A 23,859-nucleotide genomic window follows, 5' to 3' on the forward strand; every position below is an offset into this window, starting at 1 on the left:
ATGCGTGAAACCCCCGTTTTGATTGATGGCCCGGTGGGCCAACTGGAAGCCCTGTATCTGGATCACCCCGAACCACGTGGCCTGGCGCTGATCTGCCACCCCAACCCGGTGCAGGGCGGGACCATGCTCAATAAAGTGGTGTCGACCCTGCAGCGCACCGCGCGCGATGCCGGTTTGATTACGTTGCGTTTCAATTATCGTGGCGTCGGCGCCAGCGCCGGTTCCCACGATATGGCCAGCGGTGAAGTCGACGATGCCGAAGCGGCCGCCACCTGGTTGCGTGAAAAACACCCGCAGTTGCCGCTGACCCTGCTGGGGTTTTCCTTCGGCGGCTATGTGGCCGCAAGCCTCGGTGGCCGCCTGGAAGCCAAGGGCGAAAAGCTTGCGCACCTGTTCATGGTCGCCGCCGCCGTGATGCGTCTGCGCGACACCGATGTGCTGCCACAGGGATGCCCGTTGACCCTGATCCAGCCGGAAACCGACGAAGTGGTCGACCCGCAAGTTGTCTACGACTGGTCCGCCGCCTTGAATCGCCCCCATACGCTGCTGAAAGTGGCAGAATGCGGACACTTTTTTCATGGCAAGCTGACCGATCTCAAGGATCTGGTGCTGCCACGCCTTTCGAATTGACGACAAGCGATCACCCATGACGACCCGTACCCGCATCCTCACCGGCATCACCACCACCGGCACGCCGCACCTGGGCAACTACGCCGGTGCGATCCGCCCGGCGATCCTTGCCAGCGAAGACGCCAATGCCGATTCCTTCTACTTCCTGGCCGACTACCACGCCCTGATCAAGTGCGATGACCCGCAGCGCATCCAGCGCTCGCGCATGGAAATCGCCGCGACCTGGCTGGCCGGTGGCCTGGATGTGAACCGAGTGACGTTCTACCGCCAGTCCGATATCCCCGAGATCCCCGAGCTGACCTGGCTGCTGACCTGTGTGGCCGCCAAGGGCCTGCTCAACCGCGCCCACGCCTACAAGGCGTCGGTGGACAAAAACGTGGAGAGCGGCGAAGACCCGGACGCGGGCATCAGCATGGGCCTGTACAGCTACCCGGTATTGATGGCGGCGGACATCCTGATGTTCAACGCGCACAAGGTGCCGGTCGGCCGCGACCAGATCCAGCACGTGGAAATGGCCCGTGATATCGGCCAGCGTTTCAACCACCTGTTCGGCAACGGTAAAGAATTCTTCACCATGCCTGAAGCGTTGATCGAAGAAAGCGTCGCCACCTTGCCGGGCCTGGACGGGCGCAAGATGTCCAAGAGCTATGACAACACCATCCCGTTGTTCACCAGCGCCAAGGACATGAAGGAGTCGATCTCGCGGATCGTCACCGATTCGCGCGCGCCAGGCGAAGCCAAGGACCCGGACAACTCGCACCTGTTCACCCTGTACCAGGCATTCGCGACCAAGGCCCAGGAAGAAGAATTCCGTGGTGAGCTGCTGCAAGGCCTGGGCTGGGGCGAGGCGAAGAACCGTCTGTTCCAACTGCTCGACGGGCAACTCGGTGAGGCGCGCGAACGTTATCACCAACTGATGTCGCGCCCGTCCGACATGGAAGACCTGCTGCTGGTCGGCGCGAAAAAAGCCCGTGCCGTGGCGGCGCCGTTCCTGGCTGAGCTGCGCGAAGCGGTGGGCCTGCGCTCGTTCGTCAACCAGGCTGCGGCGCCGGTCGCCACCAAGAAGAAAGCAGCGAAGGCTGCGCGCTTCGTGAGCTTTCGTGAGGACGACGGCAGCTTCCGCTTCCGCCTGCTGGCGGCTGACGGCGAGCAACTGCTGCTGTCGCGCCACTTCGCCGACGGCAAAGCGGCCGGCGCGGTGACCAGGCAATTGCAGAGCGGTGATTTGGACATACGCACCGAGGCCCGGCGCTTCAGCGTATGGCTGGATGACGCCGCTGTGGCCGACAGCGCCGAGTTCGCCGACGAAGCCTCTCGCGATGCCGCCATCGCTGCATTGCGCGTCGCGTTGGCGCCTTCCGAGGATTAACCCGACCAAGGGTTGATTGCCATTATCCAGGGCCGTCGTTACAGTGACGGCCCGTTTTTGTTGCCTTGCTAACGAAATTATGACGCCCCTAGAACGATATCAAGCTGATCTGAAACGCCCTGACTTCTTCCATGATGCGGCCCAGGAAAATGCGGTGCGTCATTTGCAGCGCCTGTATGAAGACCTGGTCGCGGCCTCGCAAACCAAGCCGGGGATGTTCAGCAAGCTGTTTGGCAAAAAAGACCACACGCCGGTCAAGGGCCTGTACTTCTGGGGTGGCGTCGGCCGGGGCAAGACTTACCTGGTGGACACTTTCTTCGAAGCGCTGCCGTTCAAGGAAAAGGTGCGTACCCACTTCCACCGCTTCATGAAGCGTGTGCATGAAGAGATGAAGACCCTGCCGGGGGAAAAGAACCCGCTGACGATCATTGCCAAGCGTTTCTCCGACGAAGCGCGGGTGATCTGCTTCGATGAGTTCTTCGTCTCCGACATCACCGACGCCATGATCCTCGGCACCTTGATGGAAGAGCTGTTCAAGAACGGCGTGACCCTGGTCGCCACCTCGAACATCGTGCCCGATGGCCTCTACAAGGACGGCCTGCAGCGCGCGCGCTTCCTGCCGGCCATTGCGTTGATCAAGCAGAACACCGATATCGTCAATGTCGACAGCGGCGTCGACTATCGTTTGCGTCACCTCGAGCAGGCGGAGCTGTTCCACTTTCCGCTCAACGAAGCGGCTCACGAAAGCCTGAAGAAAAGCTTCCGCGCGTTGACGCCAGAATGCACCCAGGCGGTGGAAAACGACAAGTTGATGATCGAGAACCGCGAAATCATCGCCTTGCGTACCTGCGATGACGTGGCCTGGTTCGAATTCCGTCAACTGTGCGACGGCCCGCGTAGCCAGAACGACTACATCGAACTGGGCAAGATCTTCCATGCGGTGATCTTGAGCGGTGTGGAGCAGATGGGCGTGACCACCGACGACATCGCGCGGCGCTTTATCAACATGGTCGACGAGTTCTACGACCGTAACGTCAAGCTGATCATCTCGGCGGAAGTCGAACTCAAGGACCTGTATACCGGCGGGCGCTTGAACTTCGAATTCCAGCGCACCTTGAGCCGTTTGCTGGAAATGCAGTCCCACGAATTCCTGTCGCGCGGACACAAACCCTAAGATCAATGCAAATCAAACTGTGGGAGGGGGCAAGCCCCCTCCCACATTGGTTTTGTGTATATCCAGTTAGGCGGCCTGCTGGAATTGCTGGCGGTATTGATTCGGCGACAACTCCGTGTGCTGCCTGAACAACCGCGCAAAGAAGCTCGCATCGTCGTAACCCACCTCATAGCTGATGGTCTTGATGCTCTTGCGGCTGCCCGACAGCAGGCCCTTGGCGGTCTCGATGCGCAAGCGTTGCAGATAATGCAGCGGCTTGTCGCCGGTGGCGGCCTGGAAGCGGCGCATGAAGTTGCGGATGCTCATGCCGTGCTCCCTGGCGACGTCTTCGAAGCGGAACTTGTCGGCAAAGTGTTCTTCGAGCCAATGCTGGATCTGCAGGATGATCACATCCTGGTGCAGCTTCTGCCCGCCGAAACCGATGCGCCCCGGCGAATAGCTGCGTTGCACTTCATACAGAATGTCGCGGGCCACGGCCTGGGCGATGTTGGCCCCGCAGAAGCGTTCGATCAGATAAATGTAGAGGTCGCAGGCTGAGGTGGTGCCGCCGGCGCAGTACAGGTTGTCGGCGTCGGTCAGGTGCTTGTCCTGGTTGAGCTGCACCTGGGGGAAGCGTTCGCTGAATACAGTGAAGAAGCGCCAGTAAGTGGTCGCTTCCTTGCCATCGAGCAGGCCGGCTTCGGCCAGCCAGAATACCCCGGTGGCTTCGCCGCACAGCACGGCGCCGCGGGCGTGTTGTTCGCGCAGCCACGGCAGCACCTGGGGGTAGCGGGTGCACATGGCGTCGAAGTCGTCCCAGAAGGCCGGCAGCACGATGATGTCGGCGTCTTCCAGGCCGCCGTCCACCGGCATGATCACATCGCTGAAACTGCGCACCGATTGCCCGTCGGGACTGACCAGGCGCGTTTCAAAGGCAGGGGTCAGGCCCAGGCCTTGTTGCTTGCCATAACGCAGGCTGGCGAGGTGGAAAAAATCCTTGGCTTGCATGAGGGTGGAAGCGAATACCCGATCAATGGCCAGAATGCTGACGCGCCGCAGGGGCGTGGAGATTTGGTTAGACATAATTTCATTTATTCTTATAGGGGAAAGTGGTCACCAGACGGCTGGATCGTCTTATTTTTTGTCGCATGTGTCCAGTGTCCCGTGACGCATTCGCGGCATAGGCTCTGTGGGATCGATTTTGTCCGACAATCCATGCAGGTGACCCATGATTGCCAGAACCTTGTTCAGCCCGGAGCACGAACTCTTTCGCGACAGCGTGGGCACCTTTCTTGAAAAGGAGGCGGCGCCCTTCCACGGGCAATGGGAAAAACAGGGTCATATCGACCGCAGTCTGTGGAACAAGGCGGGGGAGGCGGGGATGCTGTGTTCGCACGTGCCGGAAGAATACGGAGGGCTCGGCGCGGACTTTCTCTACAGCGCGGTGGTGATCGAAGAGATCAGTCGCCTGGGCTTGACCGGCATTGGTTTTTCACTGCATTCGGACATTGTCGCGCCGTACATCCTTCACTACGGCAGCGAAACGCTGAAACACAAATACTTGCCCAAGTTGGTCTCGGGCGAGAAGGTCACGGCCATTGCCATGACCGAGCCGGGGGCCGGCTCCGACCTGCAAGGGGTGAAGACCACGGCGGTGCCGGACGGCGATGACTATGTGATCAACGGCTCCAAGACCTTCATCACCAACGGCTATCTGGCCGACCTGGTGATCGTGGTCGCCAAGACCGATCCCAAGGCCGGCGCGAAGGGCACCAGCCTGTTCCTGGTAGAAGCCGATACTCCGGGCTTCGCCAAGGGCAAGCGCCTGGAGAAGGTCGGCATGAAGGCCCAGGACACCTCGGAGTTGTTCTTTCAGGATGTGCGTGTGCCCAAGGAAAACCTGCTGGGCCAGGCCGGAATGGGCTTTGCGTACCTGATGCAGGAACTGCCCCAGGAGCGGCTGACCGTGGCGATTGGCGCGCTGTCTTCAGCGGAGGCGGCGCTGCAGTGGACGCTGGATTACACCCGCGAGCGCAAGGCGTTCGGCAAGGCGATTGCCGACTTTCAGAACACCCGGTTCAAGTTGGCGGAGATGGCCACCGAGATTCAAATCGGCCGCGTGTTCGTGGATAAATGCCTGGCACTGCACCTGGAAGGCAAGCTGGATGTGCCCACTGCGGCGATGGCCAAATATTGGGCGACAGACCTGCAATGCAAGGTGCTCGATGAGTGCGTGCAACTGCACGGCGGCTACGGCTTCATGTGGGAATACCCGATTGCGCGGGCGTGGGCGGATGCGCGGGTGCAGCGCATTTATGCGGGGACCAATGAGATCATGAAGGAGATCATTGCGCGGGCGCTTTGATTGTGTGGTGTGGCTGATGGCCTCATCGGGGGCAAGCCCCCTCCCACATTTTGATCTGTGAACAGGGTCAGGTGGGGGGCAAGCTCCCTTCCACACATTTTGATCTGTGAACAGGGTCAAGTGTGGGAGGGGGCTTGCCCCCGATGGCGGCCTGAAGGTCAATCAGGGCGCCGGATTCGGATGATCCTTCTGAATCGCCTCAATTCCTTCCAGCACTTCTTTCGACAGTTTCAGCTCGGCACTGGCAATGTTGCTGTCCAGCTGCTCAAGGCTCGTGGCGCCGATGATATTGCTGGTCACAAACGGCTGTTGCGTCACAAACGCCAGCGCCATCTGCGCCGGGTCCAGGCCATGTTCCCGCGCCAATGCCACATAACGGCTGCACGCCGCCTCCGACTGCGGATTGAAGTAGCGACTGAAGCGGCTGTACTCCGTCAGGCGCGCCTTGGCCGGACGCGCGCCGCCCTCGTACTTGCCGCTGAGCATGCCGAACGCCAGGGGCGAGTAGGCCAGCAAGCCGCATTGTTCGCGAATCGCGATTTCCGCCAGGCCCACTTCAAAGCTGCGGTTGAGCAGGTTGTAGGGGTTCTGGATCGACACCGCACGGCTCCAGCCACGGGCTTGGGCCAGGGCAAGGAATTTCATGGTGCCCCACGGCGTTTCGTTGGACAGGCCGATGTGGCGGATCTTGCCGGCCTTGACCTGCTCATCCAGCGCTTCGAGGGTTTCCTCCAGCGGGGTGAGGTCGTCTTCGTCCTTGTGCTTGTAGCTCAATTGGCCGAAAAAGTTGGTGCTGCGCTCCGGCCAGTGCAGTTGGTAGAGGTCGATCCAGTCGGTCTGCAGGCGTTTGAGGCTGGCGTCGAGTGCCTCGACAATGTGCTTGCGGTTATGGCGCAGGTGGCCGTCGCGGATGTAATCGATGGTGTTGCCGGGGCCGGCGATCTTGCTGGCGAGGATCCAGTCGGCGCGGTCGCCACGGCTTTTGAAGTAATTGCCGATATAACGCTCGGTCGTGGCATAGGTATCGGCCTTGGGCGGTACCGGGTACATTTCCGCCGTATCGAGGAAGTTGATTCCGGCCGCCTTGGCCCGTTCGATCTGGGCGAAGGCCTCTGCCTCGCTGTTCTGCTCACCCCAGGTCATGGTGCCCAGGGCGATCGCGCTTACGTTCAGATCGGTCCGGCCCAGCTGTCGATAATCCATCGGGTACTCCTTCGGGGAAAACAATCATAAAAGCAGGTTGAATTTTTTTTCGCAATCTGCATAATTGCCCACCTCTTTCTGCAGTGGAAGTGATGCGCCGCCTGCCGAAGAATCTTGCCGTTGAACGGACGCGCTGACCCGAGCCCCCGATAGCGTCTGTATCCGGCTGCCTTTGACCTTGTCAAAGTACGCACTATTCAGTAAGATCCGCCGTCTAATTTACAGGGCGGCCCCTGAGGCTATTAAAGAATGACAACTTTTACTGCAAAACCGGAAACAGTTCAGCGCGACTGGTTTGTCGTCGACGCCGCTGGTCAGACCCTGGGTCGTCTGGCCACTGAAGTCGCCAGCCGTCTGCGTGGCAAGCACAAGCCTGAATACACCCCGCACGTTGATACCGGTGACTACATTGTCATCATCAACGCTGAGCAGGTACGTGTTACCGGCAACAAAGCGCAAGACAAAATGTACTACCGTCACTCCGGTTTCCCAGGCGGTATCAAGTCTTCCAACTTTGAAGGCCTGATCTCCAAGAAGCCTGAAGCCCCGATCGAAATCGCGGTCAAAGGCATGCTGCCTAAGGGCCCACTGGGTCGCGATATGTTTCGCAAGCTGAAAGTCTATGCGGGCGCTGTACACCCTCATGCTGCTCAGCAGCCCCAAGAACTGAAGTTTTAACGGAATAGTTCATTATGTCGGCGACTCAAAATTACGGCACTGGCCGTCGCAAAACCGCAACCGCACGCGTTTTCCTGCGTCCGGGCACTGGTAACATCTCGATCAACAACCGCTCCCTGGACAACTTCTTCGGCCGCGAAACTGCCCGCATGGTAGTTCGTCAGCCGCTGGAATTGACCGAGACCGTTGAAAAGTTCGACATCTACGTCACCGTTATCGGTGGCGGTGTAAGTGGTCAAGCTGGCGCAATCCGCCACGGTATCACTCGCGCTCTGATGCAGTACGACGAAACCCTGCGTGGCGCTCTGCGCAAAGCTGGCTTCGTAACTCGCGATGCTCGTGAAGTTGAACGTAAGAAAGTCGGTCTGCGTAAAGCGCGTAAGCGTCCGCAGTACTCGAAGCGTTAATTCGCTTTACGTTCCACAAAAACGCCCAGCCTCCTCACGGAGCTGGGCGTTTTTTATTGCCTGGGATTTATGCAGATTTTTCGCCGTGACAACTTGCCACATCCGTAGACCCCCTATACTACAAGGCCTGGGGGTGGAGCTCCGGGTAATTCCCTTGTCATACGTGGGGCTTTTCATTACCATCCGTCAAAATTTTTATAAGTAAAGATTCAACACTTAGTAGACGCCTGATTTAACAGGCCAAAAAGCTGATGGGAGAGGACTGAATGAGCAATGACGGCGTGAATGCAGGCCGGCGTCGCTTTCTGGTAGCAGCCACATCCGTGGTGGGTGCTGCAGGAGCGGTGGGGGCTGCGGTCCCGTTCGTGGGGTCATGGTTTCCCAGTGCCAAGGCGAAAGCCGCAGGTGCACCGGTGAAGGTGAATGTCAGCAAGATCGAGCCAGGGCAGCAGATGATTGCTGAATGGCGCGGCCAGCCGGTCTTCATTGTTCGTCGTACCGAGGAAATCCTGGGGAATCTCAAGAAGATTGAAGGCCAGTTGTCTGACCCCCAATCCGAGAAGTCCGACCAACCCGCCTACGCCAAGAACGAAGCACGTTCGATCAAGCCGGAGATCCTGCTGCTGGTGGGGCTGTGTACCCACCTGGGTTGCTCGCCTACGTTTCGCCCGGAAGTCGCGCCCGCTGACTTGGGCAAGGACTGGGTTGGCGGTTACTTCTGCCCCTGCCACGGTTCCCATTACGACCTCGCCGGCCGTGTCTACAAGTCCCAGCCTGCACCCTTGAACCTGCCGGTTCCTCCGCACACCTACGAAACTGACGACCTTATTGTCATTGGCCTCGATAAGGAGAACGCGTGATGAGCAAGTTCATGGATTGGGTGGATGCGCGCTTCCCCGCCACCAAAATGTGGGAAGACCATCTCAGCAAATATTACGCGCCAAAAAACTTCAACTTCTTCTACTTCTTCGGCTCCCTGGCGCTGCTGGTGCTGGTCAACCAGATCGTCACCGGTGTCTGGCTGACGATGAGCTATACGCCTTCGGCGGAAGAGGCGTTCGCCTCCGTCGAGTACATCATGCGTGACGTCGAGTACGGCTCGATCCTGCGCCTGCTGCACTCTACCGGCGCATCGGCGTTCTTTATCGTGGTCTACCTGCACATGTTCCGTGGCCTGCTCTACGGTTCGTACCAGAAACCCCGCGAGCTGGTGTGGGTGTTCGGCATGCTGATTTACCTGGCGCTGATGGCCGAAGCCTTCATGGGTTACCTGCTGCCATGGGGCCAGATGTCGTACTGGGGCGCCCAGGTGATCATCTCGCTGTTCGGTGCCATCCCGGTGATCGGCAACGACCTGACCCAGTGGATTCGCGGCGACTACCTGATCTCGGGCATCACCCTGAACCGCTTCTTCGCCTTGCACGTGGTGGCCTTGCCGATCGTGATCCTGGGCCTGGTGGTATTGCACATCCTGGCGCTGCATGAAGTCGGCTCCAACAACCCGGATGGCGTGGATATCAAGAAGCACAAGGACGAGAACGGCATCCCGCTGGACGGCATTCCATTCCACCCGTACTACACCGTGAAAGACATTGTCGGTGTGGTCGTGTTCCTGTTCGTATTCTGTTCGATCGTGTTCTTTTTCCCGGAGATGGGTGGTTATTTCCTGGAGAAGCCTAACTTTGAACAGGCTAACGCCTTCAAGACGCCCGAGCATATTGCCCCGGTCTGGTACTTCACGCCGTTCTACGCCATCTTGCGTGCGATCCCCGACAAACTCATGGGCGTCATCGCCATGGGCGCGGCGATTGCGGTGCTGTTCGTGCTGCCGTGGCTCGACCGCAGCCCGGTCAAGTCCATGCGCTACAAGGGCTGGCTGAGCAAGATCTGGCTGTGGGTGTTCTGCATTTCGTTCGTGATCCTGGGCGTGCTGGGCGTACTGGCGCCGACCCCCGAGCGCACGTTGCTGTCGCAGGTCTGCACCTTCCTGTACTTCGCCTACTTCATTCTGATGCCGTTCTACACCCGGCTCGAGAAGACCAAACCGGTTCCGGAAAGGGTGACTGGCTGATGAAAAAATTATTCGTGGCATTAGTGCTTGCGGCCCTGCCGCTCCTGTCTTGGGCCGCCGAGCATGGCGCGCAGCTGGAAAAGGTCGACATCGACGTCTCCGATAAAGCCGCTCTGCAGGACGGTGCGCGCACGTTCGCCAACTACTGCATGGGCTGCCACAGCGCCAAGTTCCAGCGCTACGAGCGGGTGGCCGACGACCTGGGCATCCCCCATGAGTTGATGCTGGAAAAACTGGTGTTCACCGGGGCCAAGATCGGCGACCACATGAACATCGGCATGAAGCCGGCGGACGCCAAGGCCTGGTTCGGTGCGGCACCGCCGGACCTGACCCTGGTAGCACGTGTGCGGGGCACCGACTGGCTCTACGGCTACCTCAAATCCTTCTACGAAGACCCGACCCGGCCGTGGGGCGTGAACAACAAAGTGTTCCCGAACGTCGGCATGCCCAACGTTCTGGTCGGCCTGCAGGGTCGCCAGGTGGTAGGATGCAAGCAGGTTCAGGTCGTTGAAGACGGCAAGAAGCAATATGATCCGTTGACCGGCACGCCGCTGACCCATGAAGCGTGCGATCAACTGACCATCGTGCCCAAGACCGGTACGCTGAACGAAGAGCAGTTCGACGAGAAGGTCAAGAACCTGGTGACCTTCCTGGCCTACTCGGCCAACCCGGTCAAACTGCAGCACCAGCGCATCGGTACGTACGTCTTGCTGTACCTGGCTTTCTTCTTCGTATTCGCCTATCTGCTCAAACGCGAGTACTGGAAGGATGTGCATTGATCCAACCGTAAGCAATTGCTGTTAATCTTGCGCGCCCAGCGGCATCTCTGAACACGTAGCGCCGGTTTTACCGGGCGTTACAGGGATGCTCTCTGGGCGCGCTCGTTTTTGAGCTTTCGATAATTTCAACAAGCGAGGAGGACCGCCATGGGCGTGACCAACCGGTTGGCCTGTTACTCCGACCCCGCCGACCACTATTCCCACCGAGTACGCATCGTGCTCGCAGAGAAGGGTGTCAGCGCCGAGATCATCAGTGTGGAGGCGGGCCGTCAGCCGCCGAAGCTGATCGAAGTGAACCCTTACGGCAGCTTGCCCACCCTGGTCGATCGTGACCTGGCGTTGTGGGAGTCAACCGTGGTGATGGAATATCTGGATGAGCGTTACCCGCATCCGCCTTTGCTGCCGGTTTACCCGGTGGCGCGTGCCAACAGCCGCCTGCTGATCCATCGGATCCAGCGTGACTGGTGCGGGCTGGTGGATGTGATTCTCGATACCCGCAGTAAAGAGGCCGCGCGCGTACAGGCGCGTAAGGAATTGCGCGAAAGCCTGACCGGCGTTTCGCCGCTGTTCGCCGATAAACCTTTTTTCCTCAGTGAGGAACAAAGTTTGGTCGATTGCTGCCTATTACCCATACTCTGGCGCTTGCCGGTTCTGGGCATTGAACTGCCACGGCCGGCCAAGCCGTTGCTTGATTACATGGAGCGCCAATTTGCGCGTGAGGCTTTCCAGGCGAGTCTGTCTGGTGTCGAACGCGATATGCGCTAAGGCTTAAGGAGCCGCTGATGAACTCCAGTCGACCCTACCTGGTCCGCGCGCTCTATGAGTGGATTGTGGACAATGATTGCACCCCGCACATGCTGGTCAACTCCGAATTTCCTGCGGTGCAGGTTCCGCAGGGTTTTGCCAGTGACGGACAGATTGTATTGAACGTATCGCCCAGTGCGGTGCGCCACCTGCACATGGACAACGAAGCGGTCAGTTTCGAAGGGCGTTTCGGCGGTGTGCCGCATACGCTGTTCGTGCCGATCGGCGCCATCCTCGGGATTTATGCCCGTGAGAACGGCCAGGGCATGGTGTTCGATCTGGAGTCGCCTTTCGAGGACGACGAAACGATCGAAGGGCAAGGCGGCGATGATGTGCCGCCACCGGATAACGAGCCGCCGCGCCCTACTGGCCGGCCGAGCTTGAAAGTGGTGAAGTAAGCGGCTGCCGCCTTCGGGCTAGCCTGAAAAATGCCTCGGCGGTTGCCGGGGCTTTTTTTTGCCTGCCGTACAGGTATGAAAGTCGCGACAGGGACGGTGATCGTACAACCGCCATGGGCTATGATGCGTCTTCAGTTCACCGAGAAAGATGACTCATCATGGAAAACGCCAACGCCGTCCCACGTCTTCCCCGCAAGCGTCGCAGCCTTGCCCAGGAATTGGTCACGGTGTTGTCCGAACAGATCCGCGACGGCCAACTCAAGCGTGGCGACAAGCTGCCTACCGAGTCGGCAATCATGGAGGCCCATGGCGTCAGCCGGACCGTGGTGCGCGAGGCGATTTCGCGCTTGCAGGCGGCGGGGCAGGTGGAGACGCGGCACGGTATCGGTACGTTCGTATTGGACACGCCGAGCCCGAGCGGTTTTCGCATCGACCCGGCCACCGTGGTGACGCTGCGCGATGTGTTGGCGATCCTCGAGTTGCGGATCAGCCTGGAAGTGGAGTCCGCAGGCCTGGCCGCCTTGCGCCGCAGCGAGGAACAACTGGCAGCCATGCGTGCCGCCCTCGACGCGCTGAATGAAAGTGCGGCCCATGCCGGTGATGCGGTGGCGTCGGACTTTGCATTCCACCTGGAAATTGCGCTGTCCACCGGCAACCGTTACTTCACCGACATCATGACCCACCTGGGCACCAGCATCATTCCGCGTACCCGCTTGAATTCGGCGCGCCTGGCCCATGACGACCAGCAGCATTACATGGGGCGCTTGAGTCGCGAGCATGAAGAGATTTATGAGGCCATCGCGCGTCAGGATTCGGACGCGGCGCGTGCGGCGATGCGCTTGCATTTGACCAATAGCCGGGAGAGGCTGCGCCATGCCCATGAAGAGGCGCAAGCGCAGCGCGGGTAGACGCTCGGTCAAGGATAGGGATTTTGCGACGGTTCGAGGTAGATGACAATTTCGCCAATCGTCTCGTCGTAGATTTTGCGTACGACTTTTTCCAGCGCAGGGTTACCCCCTATATCGTCGTAGTAGATCTCGTCACCAATGTTTGGCTCGTAATCAAGCGAGCGCTTTTTATTGCCTTTCTTGACGGTATTCGTTTTCCAGGTCTTGGACATGGTGTACCTCCAAAAATCGTGAGAGTTGGCATGCTTTCCAATATCGCAGTGCTTCAAGAGGGCTCTGCACTGAGCTATTGGAAAGTAGGAGGTAACTTATGAACGTAGCGGAGAGCGCGCTACTGTCAGAATTGACAGTAGCGACAGACGGTCAAGTCAGTTACTCGTCTCTCTCAAGGTGTATCTGGTCTGCGTGTAGTCCCCTGGCAGATAAAACCCCACCTCACCAATCGTCCGTCTTCGGACAACCTGTACCCCAGGCGTCATGGATCTTATGACGTCGTCTCCCTTCCCTGATCACCTGTTTCAACGCTGAGCTTGAGATGAGGCCTGATGAATTGCAGTTGACGAATCTTTTTATAGTTGTACGATGACGTACGACATGATTTAAACCAACAACAATGCTTTCCTCAGAAAGTCTTCGCCAGGGTGTTCGAATAATGAATCCACAAGAACTGAAGTCCATCCTCTCCCACGGTCTGCTGTCTTTCCCGGTGACCGATTTCAATGCCCAGGGTGACTTTCACCAGGCGGGCTATATCAAGCGCCTGGAATGGCTGGCCCCGTACGGCGCCACTGCGCTGTTCGCCGCAGGCGGCACCGGTGAGTTTTTCTCCCTGGCCGCCAGCGAATATTCCCAGGTGGTGAAGACCGCTGTTGATACCTGCGCCACCAGCGTGCCGATTCTTGCCGGTGTCGGCGGCGCGACCCGCCAGGCCATCGAGTACGCTCAAGAGGCCGAACGCCTGGGTGCCAAAGGCTTGCTGTTGCTGCCGCACTACCTGACTGAAGCCAGCCAGGACGGGGTTGCCGCCCACGTTGAAGCGGTGTGCAAATCGGTCAAGATCGGCGTGGTGGTGTACAACCGCAATGTCTGCCGCCTGACCGCGCCGCTGCTGGAACGCCTGGCCGAGCGCTGCCCGAACCTGATCGGCTACAAGGATGGCCTGGGTGACATCGAGTTGATGGTGTCGATCCGCCGTCGTCTCGGCGATCGTTTCAGCTACCTCGGCGGCCTGCCGACTGCAGAGGTTTACGCCGCTGCCTACAAGGCCCTGGGCGTGCCGGTGTACTCCTCGGCGGTGTTCAACTTCATTCCCAAAACCGCAATGGATTTCTACCACGCGATTGCCAGGGATGATCACGCCACCGTTTCCAGAATCATTGACGATTTCTTCCTGCCTTACCTCGACATCCGTAACCGCAAGGCCGGTTATGCCGTGAGCATCGTCAAGGCCGGTGCGAAAATCGCCGGCTACGACGCAGGCCCGGTGCGCACGCCGCTGACCGATCTGCTGCCGGAAGAATACGAAGCCCTGGCCGCGCTGATCGACAAGCAAGGCGCGCAATAACTTATCAACAAGGCCGCTGAGCAATCAGCGGCCTTTTGCGTCAGGAGAAGATTCGTGTCCCAAGCAAAGCGTTTTGACAACTACATCAACGGTGAATGGGTAACCGGCGCCGACTACTGCACCAATATCAACCCGTCGGATCTTTCCGATGTGATCGGCGAATACGCCAAGGCTGACGTCGCTCAGGTCAACGCCGCTATCGACGCCGCCCGCGCAGCGTTTCCGGCCTGGTCCACCTCGGGTATCCAGGCGCGCCACGACGCGCTGGATAAAGTCGGCAGCGAAATCCTCGCCCGCCGCGAAGAGCTGGGCACGCTGCTGGCCCGGGAAGAGGGCAAGACCCTGCCCGAAGCCATTGGCGAGGTGACCCGCGCCGGTAACATCTTCAAATTCTTCGCCGGTGAATGCCTGCGCCTGTCGGGCGACTATGTGCCGTCGGTGCGCCCCGGCGTCAACGTTGAAGTCACCCGTGAAGCCCTCGGCGTGGTCGGCTTGATCACGCCGTGGAACTTCCCGATCGCGATCCCGGCCTGGAAAATCGCCCCGGCCCTGGCCTATGGCAACTGCGTGGTGATCAAGCCGGCCGAGCTGGTACCCGGTTGTGCCTGGGCCCTGGCCGACATCATTTCCCGCGCCGGTTTCCCGGCCGGGGTGTTCAACCTGGTGATGGGCAGCGGTCGCGTGGTGGGCGATGTGCTGGTCAACAGCCCGAAAGTCGACGGCATCAGCTTTACCGGTTCCGTCGGTGTGGGCCGTCAGATCGCCGTCAACTGCGTAGCGCGCCAGGCCAAAGTGCAGTTGGAAATGGGTGGCAAGAACCCGCAGATCATTCTCGACGACGCCGACCTCAAGCAGGCCGTCGAGCTGTCGGTGCAGAGCGCGTTCTACTCGACCGGCCAGCGTTGCACCGCTTCCAGCCGCCTGATCGTCACCGCCGGCATCCATGACCAGTTCGTCGCGGCCATGGCCGAGCGCATGAAGTCGATCAAGGTCGGCCACGCGCTCCACAGCGGTACCGACATTGGCCCGGTGGTTTCCCAGGCTCAGTTGGACCAGGACATGAAGTACATCGACATCGGCCAGAGCGAAGGCGCGCGGCTGGTCAGCGGCGGCGGTCTGGTGACCTGCGACACCGAGGGCTACTACCTGGCGCCGACGCTGTTTGCCGACAGCGAAGCGGCCATGCGCATCAGCCGTGAAGAGATTTTCGGCCCGGTGGCCAACGTGGTGCGGGTGGCCGACTACGAGGCGGCGCTGGCCATGGCCAACGACACCGAGTTCGGTCTTTCGGCTGGTATCGCCACCACCTCGTTGAAACATGCCAACCACTTCAAGCGCCACTCCCAGGCCGGGATGGTCATGGTCAACCTGCCGACCGCCGGCGTGGACTATCACGTTCCGTTCGGTGGCCGTAAGGGTTCGTCCTACGGTTCGCGTGAGCAGGGCCGCTATGCGCAAGAGTTCTACACCGTGGTGAAAACCAGCTACATCGGGTCGTAGCACCCGTTTCACTGTAGGAGCGAGCTTGCTCGCGAAAAACCCAAGGACACCGCGTGCACCCTGAATGCCTGCGTATTCGTTGACGTTTTTCGCGAGCAAGCTCGCTCCTACAAGAGGCAGCACCCAGCAAGACATAACCATTACCCGCAAAAAAAATAATTAGTGGGAGTACTTCTACATGCAAGCGACCAAGCCGACTCACGTCCGCTATTTGATCCTGCTCATGCTGTTCCTGGTGACCACGATCAATTACGCCGACCGTGCAACTATCGCCATCGCCGGTTCCAGCCTGCAAAAAGACCTCGGCATCGACGCGGTCACCCTCGGCTACATCTTCTCTGCATTCGGTTGGGCCTACGTCGCCGGGCAAATCCCCGGCGGCTGGCTGCTCGACCGGTTCGGTTCGAAAAAAGTCTATGCCCTGAGCATCTTTACCTGGTCGCTGTTCACCGTGCTGCAAGGCTACGTCGGTGAGTTCGGTGTCTCGACCGCCGTGGTTGCACTGTTCATGCTGCGCTTTATGGTGGGCCTGGCCGAAGCGCCATCCTTCCCGGGCAACGCACGGATTGTGGCGGCCTGGTTCCCCACGGCCGAGCGCGGTACGGCGTCGGCGATTTTCAACTCGGCGCAGTACTTCGCTACCGTGTTGTTCGCACCGCTGATGGGCTGGATCGTTTATCGCTTCGGCTGGCAGCATGTGTTTATCGTGATGGGCGTGATTGGCATTGTGTTCTCGCTGATCTGGCTGAAAGTTATCCACAGTCCGCGCCAGCACCCGATGATCAACGAAGCGGAGCTCAATCACATTGCCGCCAATGGCGCCATGGTGGATATGGACCAGGACAAGGGCCAGGGCAAGAAAACCGATGGGCCGAAGTGGGATTACATCCGCCAGTTGCTGACCAACCGCATGATGCTGGGTGTGTACCTGGGCCAATACTGCATCAACGGCATCACCTACTTCTTCCTGACCTGGTTCCCCGTGTACCTGGTGCAGGACCGTGGCATGACCATCCTCAAGGCCGGTTTCATTGCCTCGCTGCCGGCGATCTGCGGCTTTATCGGCGGCGTGCTGGGCGGGGTGATTTCCGATTATCTGCTGCGCAAGGGCCATTCCCTGACCTTCGCCCGCAAGGCGCCGATCATTGCCGGCCTGCTGGTGTCCAGCAGCATCATTGCGTGCAACTACGTCGACGTTGAATGGATGGTGGTGGGCTTCATGGCGCTGGCCTTCTTCGGCAAGGGCGTTGGCGCACTGGGCTGGGCGGTGGTGTCCGACACCTCACCGAAACAAATCGCCGGCCTCAGTGGTGGCTTGTTCAATACCTTCGGTAACCTGGCCTCCATCACCACGCCGATTGTCATCGGCTACATCATCAGCACCACCGGCTCGTTCAAGTGGGCCCTGGTGTTCGTCGGCGCCAACGCGCTGGTGGCGGTGTTCAGCTATCTGGTGATCGTCGGCCCGATCAAGCGCGTGGTGCTCAAGGACCCGCCAAGCAAAGGCCCTGAGTTGACCCACCTTTCCCAAGCGCATTCCTGAGGTTCATGTGATGCAGTTGATTGAACATGCCGACTCGCCGCGCTCGATTCGCCTGCACGAGCGCGACAATGTGGTGATCGTGGTGAACGACCAAGGCGTACCGGCCGGGACCGAGTTCCCGGACGGCCTGGTCACCGTGGACTTCATCCCTCAAAGCCACAAAGTGACCCTGGAAGATATCCCCGAAGGCGGCCGGATCATTCGCTACGGCCAGACGATCGGCTATGCCCTGGCGCCGATCCCGCGTGGCAGCTGGGTGCAGGAAGACCAGTTGCGCATGCCCACAGCGCCGCCGCTGGACAGCCTGCCGCTGTCCACCGAGGTGCCCGAACCCCAGGCGCCGCTGGAGGGGTTCACCTTCGAGGGGTATCGCAACGCCGACGGCACTGTGGGTACGCGCAATATCCTGGGTATCACCACCACGGTGCAGTGCGTGACCGGCGTGCTGGATCATGCCGTCCAGCGCATCAAGGATGAATTGCTGCCCAGGTACCCGCATGTCGATGATGTGGTGGCGCTGACGCACAGCTACGGCTGCAGCGTGGCGATCACGGCCACGGATGCCTACATTCCGATCCGCACCGTGCGCAACCTGGCGCGCAACCCGAACCTGGGCGGCGAAGCCCTGGTGATCAGCCTGGGCTGCGAGAAGTTGCAGGCCGGGCAAGTGATGCACGACAACGACAGCTCCGTCGACCTGAGCGAGCCCTGGCTGTACCGGTTGCAGGATTCCAGCCACGGCTTTGGCGAAATGATCGAGGAGATCATGGCGCTGGCCGAAGTCCGCTTGAAAAAGCTCGACCAGCGCCGCCGCGAAACGGTGCCCGCCTCCGAGCTGATCCTGGGCATGCAATGCGGCGGCAGTGATGCGTTTTCCGGCATCACCGCCAACCCGGCGCTGGGTTATGCATCCGACCTGTTGCTGCGGGCCGGGGCGACGGTGATGTTTTCCGAAGTGACGGAAGTGCGCGATGCCATCTACCTGCTGACTTCTCGCGCAGAGACGAAGGAAGTTGCCGAAGCGTTGGTGCGTGAAATGGACTGGTACGACCGTTACCTGGCCAAGGGCGAGGCGGATCGCAGCGCCAATACCACGCCGGGCAACAAGAAGGGCGGCCTGTCGAATATCGTCGAGAAGTCCCTGGGCTCCATCGTCAAGTCCGGCAGCAGCGCGATCAATGGTGTGCTCGGCCCAGGCGAGCGCTTCAAGACCAAGGGCCTGATTTTTTGCGCAACCCCGGCCAGTGACTTTGTGTGCGGCACCTTGCAGCTGGCGGCGGGGATGAACCTGCATGTGTTCACCACGGGGCGGGGTACGCCTTATGGGTTGGCGATGGCGCCGGTGGTCAAGGTGTCGACGCGCACCGAGCTGGCCCAGCGCTGGCCGGACCTGATCGATATCGACGCCGGGCGCATCGCCACCGGACGCGCGAGCATCGAGGAGCTGGGCTGGGAGTTGTTTCACTTCTACCTGGACGTGGCCAGCGGCAGGAAGCAGACGTGGGCGCAGCGGCACAAGCTGCATAACGACATCACCTTGTTCAACCCCGCGCCAATCACCTAGGGCTGTCGTTTCCGTCAGCAACGCTCGTTCATCAACGTCTGGATGTGCGCGTGAACCTGGATGGGCGTGTCAGCTCGAAGGATGTGCCCGGACAGCTCGGGCATCGGCTGGCTGGTGTAATAGTCGGCGCAAACGAAACCGTCGACCCAACCATCGGCATACACCTGATAGTCGGATCTGGCGTCTCCGACTATCAGGGCTCGACCCGTCAGCCGGCCTTCCTTGCGCCATCGCTGCACGATGCTACTTTTCCCTCTGCCGGGGTTTATCAACGGTGATGGCCTGGGGCACATTGCGCGCGAACCGGCCCAGAAAAGACGGTTGGCGATGACATTATGGGCTTGGATGTTCAGTGATCGAGCAATTGGGGTAATGCACTCCGTGTACCCTCCGGAGAGGATGTACACGTGCGTGCCCTCGCGTTGCAGGTTGTGCACTGTCTGCTCCAGGGACGGGTCGAGGCTGCCAATGATGGTATCGACATAGCGTTGAATATGATGCCTGCGGATATACGGGATCATTTTCATCACACTCAGCATTTCCCAGAAGCTGGCCTTGCCCGTCAACGCCTTGGGCGTGATGAGTTGCAGTTGCTCCAGCATTGGCTGGGCGTTCGGGCTTTCGCCAATCGCCGACTTGACGATCTCCAGGGTGCTTTCGTGGTTCACCAGGGTCTGGTCGAAGTCGAAAATGACATGGGTGTCGCGGCTCGTTGTCATGGGTGTGCCTGCGCATCTGTGCGACGGTAGTGGTGTTTGTCTTCTCGGGTCCACTGGGTTGCTGCGATGCCCAGGTGCTCGGCGATACGCGCTTGTATCAAGTCCGAAAAAGCCTGGCCGCTTTGGTGTTCATTGCGCTCCAGCGGTTCCAGATAGGCCATTTCGACGGTCATCCAGGGCATAGCCAGCAGGCGCAGGAAGCACGCCAGACCTGACGCATGAAGCGGGCTCGCCACCAGGCCAAAGGGCAGGATCAAGCGCCCCGCAAGTGGCACCACAGGCAACCCGCGGCTCAGCAGCCCGGGGCGGAAGCGATACAAGCCACGGCCATTGTTGATGGTTGCTTCGGGATTGGTGTAAAGGGCGGTGCCTTGGGGGGCGTCCCGCAGACTACGCAGGTTACGTGAAAACGTCTTTTTATCCGCGCCGTTCCAGACGCGGCCACCCGCGCACTTGATCAAAAGGAATGCAGTGAGGCTGATAACCCTGTTGTAGCCGCTCGAGGCCACAAGTGTTGCGCCAGGCATCGCCAGTATGGCGAACGGATCAATAACGCTTACGTGATTGGCGGCCACCACACAACCGTCGGTCAGTGTTGCGATTTGTCGCGTTGAAAGTGCGCACCTGACCCTCAGGCCCATTATCCAGAGAATACCTCGGTATATAACGCGCCTGACGGCAAGTGGAAATGGCCAGGCTAACAGGCTTAGTACAACTATCAAGAGCATGCGAAGGACGGCCAGCATGTAGCCGAAGGGCATATAAAGTTGCCTGGGGAAACTAGGATAAGCCCAGGTTTCTCGACTACAGAGGTCCGCTACGGATTGCAAAGGGCAAGCGGGAGCCGGTTGTGTTTTCAAGGGAGCGAATACTCAATGGTGATTTTCGTCAAGCGGACTGGGTGTGTTCAGGCTTTTTCATGCGGCGCGAGAACCGTGTGATTCGCTCGAGATTTGCCAGCCTTATGTCCTGGAACCGCTCACGTGTAAGATCAATTTTTATGTGAGGACCGTAGGCGGTCTCTATGACTTCTCCCGTCACTGCGGGCATATGCAAAAATGCTCTGTTCATTTCCAGCGCACGGTGATGGTGGATATTGGTAAGCGTGTAGACCTGCTCAAATCCCAGGCGTTGGAAACCGTATTCGAGCGCCAGATGAATCGCAATAAAGGGGTAGGGCGTGCCCCAGTATTTCCTGAGGAAACGGTTGCCAAAGTTGATGCCATATTCTTTTTTTGCGAATCCTGCATAACCGATAAATGATCCTTCCACGCCCAGGCTTACAGCCCAGCGTGACCAGTCCTGATCGATAAGTTCTTTTGTGAATACCGAAATTTCATTGGCGGCGGCGTCTCTGCCCCGTGTAGTGCCGGCCGAAATGAACTTCATTGCCTCCGGATCAGCGAGCAGGTCGGCATAGCCTTCAATGTCCTGATCGTCCCAGCTCCTGATATGCACATTGTGCAATTGACTGAAGGATCTACGCATAGTCACCCCTTGTGTTTCGAACACATGATGGTTCGCTACCGGATAATTAAAATGTTACAGGGAGGATTTTCAGGGGGGATGTCGATATTGCAGAGGCGCGGATTCTTATCAGTGTGTAGGAGCTTGTGTAGCGTTTTGTGGGATGGACTGAGCTTCGCCAAAAACTCTGAGTTACATCCTACAAATGGATGCAGTTCTCCGATCCTGAATTTTATTTGCAGGCCTATTGTTAAATGAAATGTCAGCCGCGCACCCCAGTGCTTTATTATTACGACTCCCTGATAACAGGACTCAAGGCTAATACAGCATGCTCGCCATTTTTCTTACGACGCTCACCATCACCGCGCCGGTGTTCGCCATGCTGTTCCTCGGGGTGCTGCTCAAGCGTATCAACTGGATCAACGACAACTTTATCCATACCGCCTCGTCCCTGGTGTTCAATGTCACCATGCCGGCGCTGCTGTTCCTGGGCATCCTGCATGCCGACCTGCATTCGGCGCTCAAGCCGGGGTTGCTGATTTACTTTGCCGTGGCCACGCTGGTGAGCTTCGCCATGGCGTGGGGCTGGGCGATTTTTCGCTGCAAGCGCGAAGACCGGGGCATCTACACCCAGGGCGCGTTTCGCGGCAATAACGGCGTGATCGGCCTGGCGCTGGCTGCCAGCATGTACGGCGACTACGGGATTTCCCTCGGTGCGATTCTCGCCGCGCTGGTGATCCTGTTCTACAACACCCTATCGACCATTGTGCTGGCGGTATACAGCCCGGTGATCAAGTCCGACCCGTGGAGTATCTTCAAGAGTGTGGTGGCCAACCCGCTGATCATCAGCGTGATCGTTGCCGCGCCGTTTGCATACTTCCAGATCGGCCTGCCCGGCTGGCTGGAAAAATCCCTGGGCTATCTTGCGGACACGACACTGCCCCTGGCGCTGATCTGCATCGGCGGCACCTTGTCCCTGGCGGCGCTGCGCAAGAGCGGCAACATGGCCTTGAGCGCGAGCCTGATGAAGATGATCTGGTTGCCGGTGATCGCCACACTGGGCGCGTGGCTGCTGGGGTTCCGTGGGCCGGAATTGGGGATTCTGTTTCTGTACTTCGGCGCGCCAACGGCGGCGGCGAGCTTCGTGATGGCCCGGGCGGCCGAGGGTAATCATGAGCTGGCGGCGGCGATTATCGTGATCACCACCCTGATGGCGGCGGTGACCACGAACATCGGCATCTTTGTATTGCAGGCGGGCGGCTGGATCTGACCGTTACGGCTGGTCCGCCTGATACGCCTCAATCACTTCCTGCGCCGCGCGAAACGCATCGATGGCCGCCGGTACGCCGGCATACACCGCGCAATGCAGCAGCGCTTCGCGGATCTCTTCAACCGTACAGCCGTTGTTCAACGCGCCGCGCACATGGCCCTTGAGCTCCTGCGGGCATTTGAGCGCGGTCAGGGCGGCGAGGGTTATCAGGCTGCGCGTCTTGAGCGGCAAGCCCTCGCGATTCCACACACTGCCCCAGGCGTGTTCATTGACGAAGTCCTGCAGCGGCTGGCTGAACTCGGTGGCATTGTTCAGGGCACGGTCGACGAATGCATCGCCCATCACCTGGCGACGCATTTCAACCCCTGGTTTGTTCTGACCGGTCATTGCGATTCCCTCTTGTGTTGACGGTGCCAGGCGCGCAGCGACGTGAACAACAGCACCACCACCAGCGCCGGCAAGACGTAAAACAGCATCAATTGTTCAAGTTGGGTGGCCAGCGGCATGCCGGTAGTAAATGCCATCACATGCAGCCCATACGCAAGGTACAGCCCCAGCAACACCAGCCCTTCGGCGCGGGTGACGCGGTAGCCGGTATAGAACACCGGCAGGCACAGGGTGATGGCGCCGAGCATGACCGGCAGGTCGAAGTCCAGGGCGTTGGGCGAGACCGACAGCGGCGACGGTGCCACCAGCGCGGTAAAACCCAGCACGCCCAGCAGGTTGAACAGGTTGCTGCCGATCACATTGCCCACGGCAATCTCGCGTTCGCCACGCAAGGCGGCGATCAGCGACGTGGCCAGGCAGGGCAGCGAGGTGCCGACGCCGATCAACGTCAGGCCGATAATGCGCTCCGACAAGCCCAGGTCGCTCGCCACCGCCACGGCCGCACCCAGCAGCAAGTGCCCGGCCAGCACCAGCACGAGCAACCCGCCAAGCATCAACAGCACGCTGCTCAGCCAGGGCGCCCGGGTCACGGTGGCCAGCGTTCGCGGACGCCGCGAGTGGCGCGTCTGGTAGTGCAGCACGCCGAGGTAGGCCACCAGCGCAACCAGCAGCACCAGGCCGTCAAACGGCGTCAGGGCCTCATTGGCGGCGAGGATGAATACCAGCAGGCCGGCGACGATCATCACCGGGATATCCAGGCGCACCAGTTGTCGTGAGACCCGTAACGGAATGATCAACGCAGACAGGCCCAGGGTGACGAGGATATTGAAGATGCTGCTGCCGATCACACTGCCCACGGCGATATCGGTGTTGCCGGCCAGGGTGGCTTGGAGGCTGACCGCCATCTGTGGCGCGCTGCTGCCGAAGGCGACGATGCTCAGGCCGATGATCAGGGGCCGCACCTTGAGGCTGGCCGCCAGGCGCACCGCAGCGCGCACCAGGATTTCAGCGCCGACGATCAGCAGCAGCAAGCCGCTGACCAGTTCGAGCAGGCTCCAGGGCGAGAGGGCGTTCAATCCG

The 23,859-nt window shown here is 59.7% G+C and carries 25 protein-coding genes; 17 read left to right on the forward strand and 8 right to left on the reverse strand.

Annotation, left to right across the window (positions count from 1 at the left end; translation table 11 throughout):
* The 3 genes from BFP89_RS01950 to zapE all read left to right on the forward strand — a co-directional run bounded on the left by BFP89_RS01950 (position 1) and on the right by zapE (position 3,173).
* A complete protein-coding gene (locus BFP89_RS01950) occupies positions 1-630 on the forward strand; it encodes an alpha/beta hydrolase (protein WP_065883666.1) in 630 nt (209 codons plus the stop codon).
* Between the two features lie 16 nt (positions 631-646).
* On the forward strand, positions 647-1,999 hold the full coding sequence (locus BFP89_RS01955) for a tryptophan--tRNA ligase (protein WP_065883667.1): 1,353 nt from the start codon (positions 647-649) through the stop codon (positions 1,997-1,999).
* A gap of 79 nt (positions 2,000-2,078) precedes the next feature.
* Positions 2,079-3,173: a cell division protein ZapE gene (gene zapE / locus BFP89_RS01960; RefSeq protein WP_057724535.1), complete on the forward strand. Its 1,095-nt coding sequence runs from the start codon at positions 2,079-2,081 to the stop codon at positions 3,171-3,173.
* Between the two features lie 66 nt (positions 3,174-3,239).
* Here the strand turns inward: zapE and BFP89_RS01965 are convergent, their stop codons facing one another.
* The gene (locus BFP89_RS01965) at positions 3,240-4,160 is read right to left on the reverse strand and encodes a GlxA family transcriptional regulator (RefSeq protein WP_170827557.1); all 921 of its coding nucleotides are present in this window, start codon (positions 4,158-4,160) and stop codon (positions 3,240-3,242) included.
* A 220-nt stretch (positions 4,161-4,380) separates the two neighbouring features.
* On the opposite strand from BFP89_RS01965, the gene BFP89_RS01970 reads away from it, so the two are divergent.
* Entirely contained in the window at positions 4,381-5,517 is a 1,137-nt protein-coding gene (locus tag BFP89_RS01970) for an acyl-CoA dehydrogenase family protein (protein WP_065883670.1), read from the forward strand.
* Positions 5,518-5,679: 162 nt separating this feature from the next.
* On the opposite strand, the gene BFP89_RS01975 is transcribed toward BFP89_RS01970, so the two are convergent.
* Positions 5,680-6,720, reverse strand: a complete 1,041-nt coding sequence (locus BFP89_RS01975) for an NADP(H)-dependent aldo-keto reductase (RefSeq protein WP_065883672.1) — start codon at positions 6,718-6,720, stop codon at positions 5,680-5,682.
* A gap of 249 nt (positions 6,721-6,969) precedes the next feature.
* Between BFP89_RS01975 and rplM the strand changes: the two genes are divergently transcribed.
* From rplM to BFP89_RS02015, 8 genes are all read left to right on the forward strand, one after another.
* Positions 6,970-7,398, forward strand: coding sequence for a 50S ribosomal protein L13 (rplM, locus tag BFP89_RS01980; RefSeq protein WP_003171742.1), 429 nt, complete (start codon positions 6,970-6,972; stop codon positions 7,396-7,398).
* A gap of 14 nt (positions 7,399-7,412) precedes the next feature.
* A complete protein-coding gene (gene rpsI, locus BFP89_RS01985) occupies positions 7,413-7,805 on the forward strand; it encodes a 30S ribosomal protein S9 (protein ID WP_002555064.1) in 393 nt (130 codons plus the stop codon).
* Between the two features lie 266 nt (positions 7,806-8,071).
* The gene (gene petA / locus BFP89_RS01990; RefSeq protein ID WP_065883673.1) at positions 8,072-8,665 is read left to right on the forward strand and encodes a ubiquinol-cytochrome c reductase iron-sulfur subunit; all 594 of its coding nucleotides are present in this window, start codon (positions 8,072-8,074) and stop codon (positions 8,663-8,665) included.
* The gene (locus BFP89_RS01995) at positions 8,665-9,876 is read left to right on the forward strand and encodes a cytochrome b (protein ID WP_003188526.1); all 1,212 of its coding nucleotides are present in this window, start codon (positions 8,665-8,667) and stop codon (positions 9,874-9,876) included. The genes petA and BFP89_RS01995 overlap by 1 nt, the downstream gene beginning before the upstream one ends.
* On the forward strand, positions 9,876-10,655 hold the full coding sequence (locus tag BFP89_RS02000) for a cytochrome c1 (protein WP_065883675.1): 780 nt from the start codon (positions 9,876-9,878) through the stop codon (positions 10,653-10,655). The genes BFP89_RS01995 and BFP89_RS02000 overlap by 1 nt, the downstream gene beginning before the upstream one ends.
* Positions 10,656-10,802: 147 nt before the next feature.
* Positions 10,803-11,420 (forward strand): glutathione S-transferase N-terminal domain-containing protein, encoded by a 618-nt coding sequence (locus BFP89_RS02005; RefSeq protein ID WP_065883677.1) that lies wholly within the window; start codon positions 10,803-10,805, stop codon positions 11,418-11,420.
* 17 nt (positions 11,421-11,437) lie between these two features.
* Positions 11,438-11,857: a ClpXP protease specificity-enhancing factor gene (locus BFP89_RS02010; RefSeq protein ID WP_065883679.1), complete on the forward strand. Its 420-nt coding sequence runs from the start codon at positions 11,438-11,440 to the stop codon at positions 11,855-11,857.
* A gap of 158 nt (positions 11,858-12,015) precedes the next feature.
* Positions 12,016-12,765: a FadR/GntR family transcriptional regulator gene (locus BFP89_RS02015; protein WP_065883681.1), complete on the forward strand. Its 750-nt coding sequence runs from the start codon at positions 12,016-12,018 to the stop codon at positions 12,763-12,765.
* Between the two features lie 8 nt (positions 12,766-12,773).
* On the opposite strand, the gene BFP89_RS02020 is transcribed toward BFP89_RS02015, so the two are convergent.
* The gene (locus tag BFP89_RS02020) at positions 12,774-12,977 is read right to left on the reverse strand and encodes a hypothetical protein (protein WP_065883683.1); all 204 of its coding nucleotides are present in this window, start codon (positions 12,975-12,977) and stop codon (positions 12,774-12,776) included.
* Positions 12,978-13,417: 440 nt separating this feature from the next.
* On the opposite strand from BFP89_RS02020, the gene kdgD reads away from it, so the two are divergent.
* From kdgD to garD, 4 genes are all read left to right on the forward strand, one after another.
* A complete protein-coding gene (gene kdgD, locus BFP89_RS02025; protein WP_065883685.1) occupies positions 13,418-14,329 on the forward strand; it encodes a 5-dehydro-4-deoxyglucarate dehydratase in 912 nt (303 codons plus the stop codon).
* A gap of 54 nt (positions 14,330-14,383) precedes the next feature.
* Positions 14,384-15,829 carry an aldehyde dehydrogenase family protein gene (locus BFP89_RS02030; RefSeq protein ID WP_065883688.1) on the forward strand — a complete coding sequence of 482 codons (1,446 nt, stop codon included), beginning with the start codon at positions 14,384-14,386 and terminating at the stop codon, positions 15,827-15,829.
* Between the two features lie 178 nt (positions 15,830-16,007).
* Positions 16,008-17,372 (forward strand): MFS transporter, encoded by a 1,365-nt coding sequence (locus BFP89_RS02035; RefSeq protein WP_065883689.1) that lies wholly within the window; start codon positions 16,008-16,010, stop codon positions 17,370-17,372.
* Between the two features lie 10 nt (positions 17,373-17,382).
* Positions 17,383-18,936, forward strand: a complete 1,554-nt coding sequence (gene garD / locus BFP89_RS02040; RefSeq protein WP_065883692.1) for a galactarate dehydratase — start codon at positions 17,383-17,385, stop codon at positions 18,934-18,936.
* Between the two features lie 14 nt (positions 18,937-18,950).
* Here the strand turns inward: garD and BFP89_RS02045 are convergent, their stop codons facing one another.
* The 3 genes from BFP89_RS02045 to BFP89_RS02055 form a co-directional block, all read right to left on the reverse strand.
* Positions 18,951-19,655 (reverse strand): HAD-IB family phosphatase, encoded by a 705-nt coding sequence (locus BFP89_RS02045; RefSeq protein ID WP_065883694.1) that lies wholly within the window; start codon positions 19,653-19,655, stop codon positions 18,951-18,953.
* Positions 19,652-20,230: a hypothetical protein gene (locus BFP89_RS02050; protein WP_141689025.1), complete on the reverse strand. Its 579-nt coding sequence runs from the start codon at positions 20,228-20,230 to the stop codon at positions 19,652-19,654. Before BFP89_RS02050 ends, BFP89_RS02045 begins: the two co-directional genes overlap by 4 nt.
* Positions 20,231-20,543: 313 nt before the next feature.
* The gene (locus BFP89_RS02055; protein ID WP_065883697.1) at positions 20,544-21,143 is read right to left on the reverse strand and encodes a GNAT family N-acetyltransferase; all 600 of its coding nucleotides are present in this window, start codon (positions 21,141-21,143) and stop codon (positions 20,544-20,546) included.
* A gap of 307 nt (positions 21,144-21,450) precedes the next feature.
* On the opposite strand from BFP89_RS02055, the gene BFP89_RS02060 reads away from it, so the two are divergent.
* Positions 21,451-22,392 (forward strand): AEC family transporter, encoded by a 942-nt coding sequence (locus BFP89_RS02060; RefSeq protein WP_065883698.1) that lies wholly within the window; start codon positions 21,451-21,453, stop codon positions 22,390-22,392.
* 3 nt (positions 22,393-22,395) lie between these two features.
* Here BFP89_RS02060 and BFP89_RS02065 read toward each other — a convergent pair whose 3' ends face one another.
* Both BFP89_RS02065 and BFP89_RS02070 read right to left on the reverse strand, forming a co-directional pair.
* Positions 22,396-22,779, reverse strand: coding sequence for a carboxymuconolactone decarboxylase family protein (locus BFP89_RS02065; RefSeq protein ID WP_065883700.1), 384 nt, complete (start codon positions 22,777-22,779; stop codon positions 22,396-22,398).
* On the reverse strand, positions 22,776-23,855 hold the full coding sequence (locus BFP89_RS02070; protein ID WP_065883702.1) for a calcium/sodium antiporter: 1,080 nt from the start codon (positions 23,853-23,855) through the stop codon (positions 22,776-22,778). The genes BFP89_RS02065 and BFP89_RS02070 overlap by 4 nt, the downstream gene beginning before the upstream one ends.
* Positions 23,856-23,859 lie beyond the last annotated feature (4 nt).

Origin of the sequence: Pseudomonas sp. 31 R 17 (assembly GCF_900004915.1) — a bacterium.
Lineage (GTDB): Bacteria > Pseudomonadota > Gammaproteobacteria > Pseudomonadales > Pseudomonadaceae > Aquipseudomonas > Aquipseudomonas orientalis_A.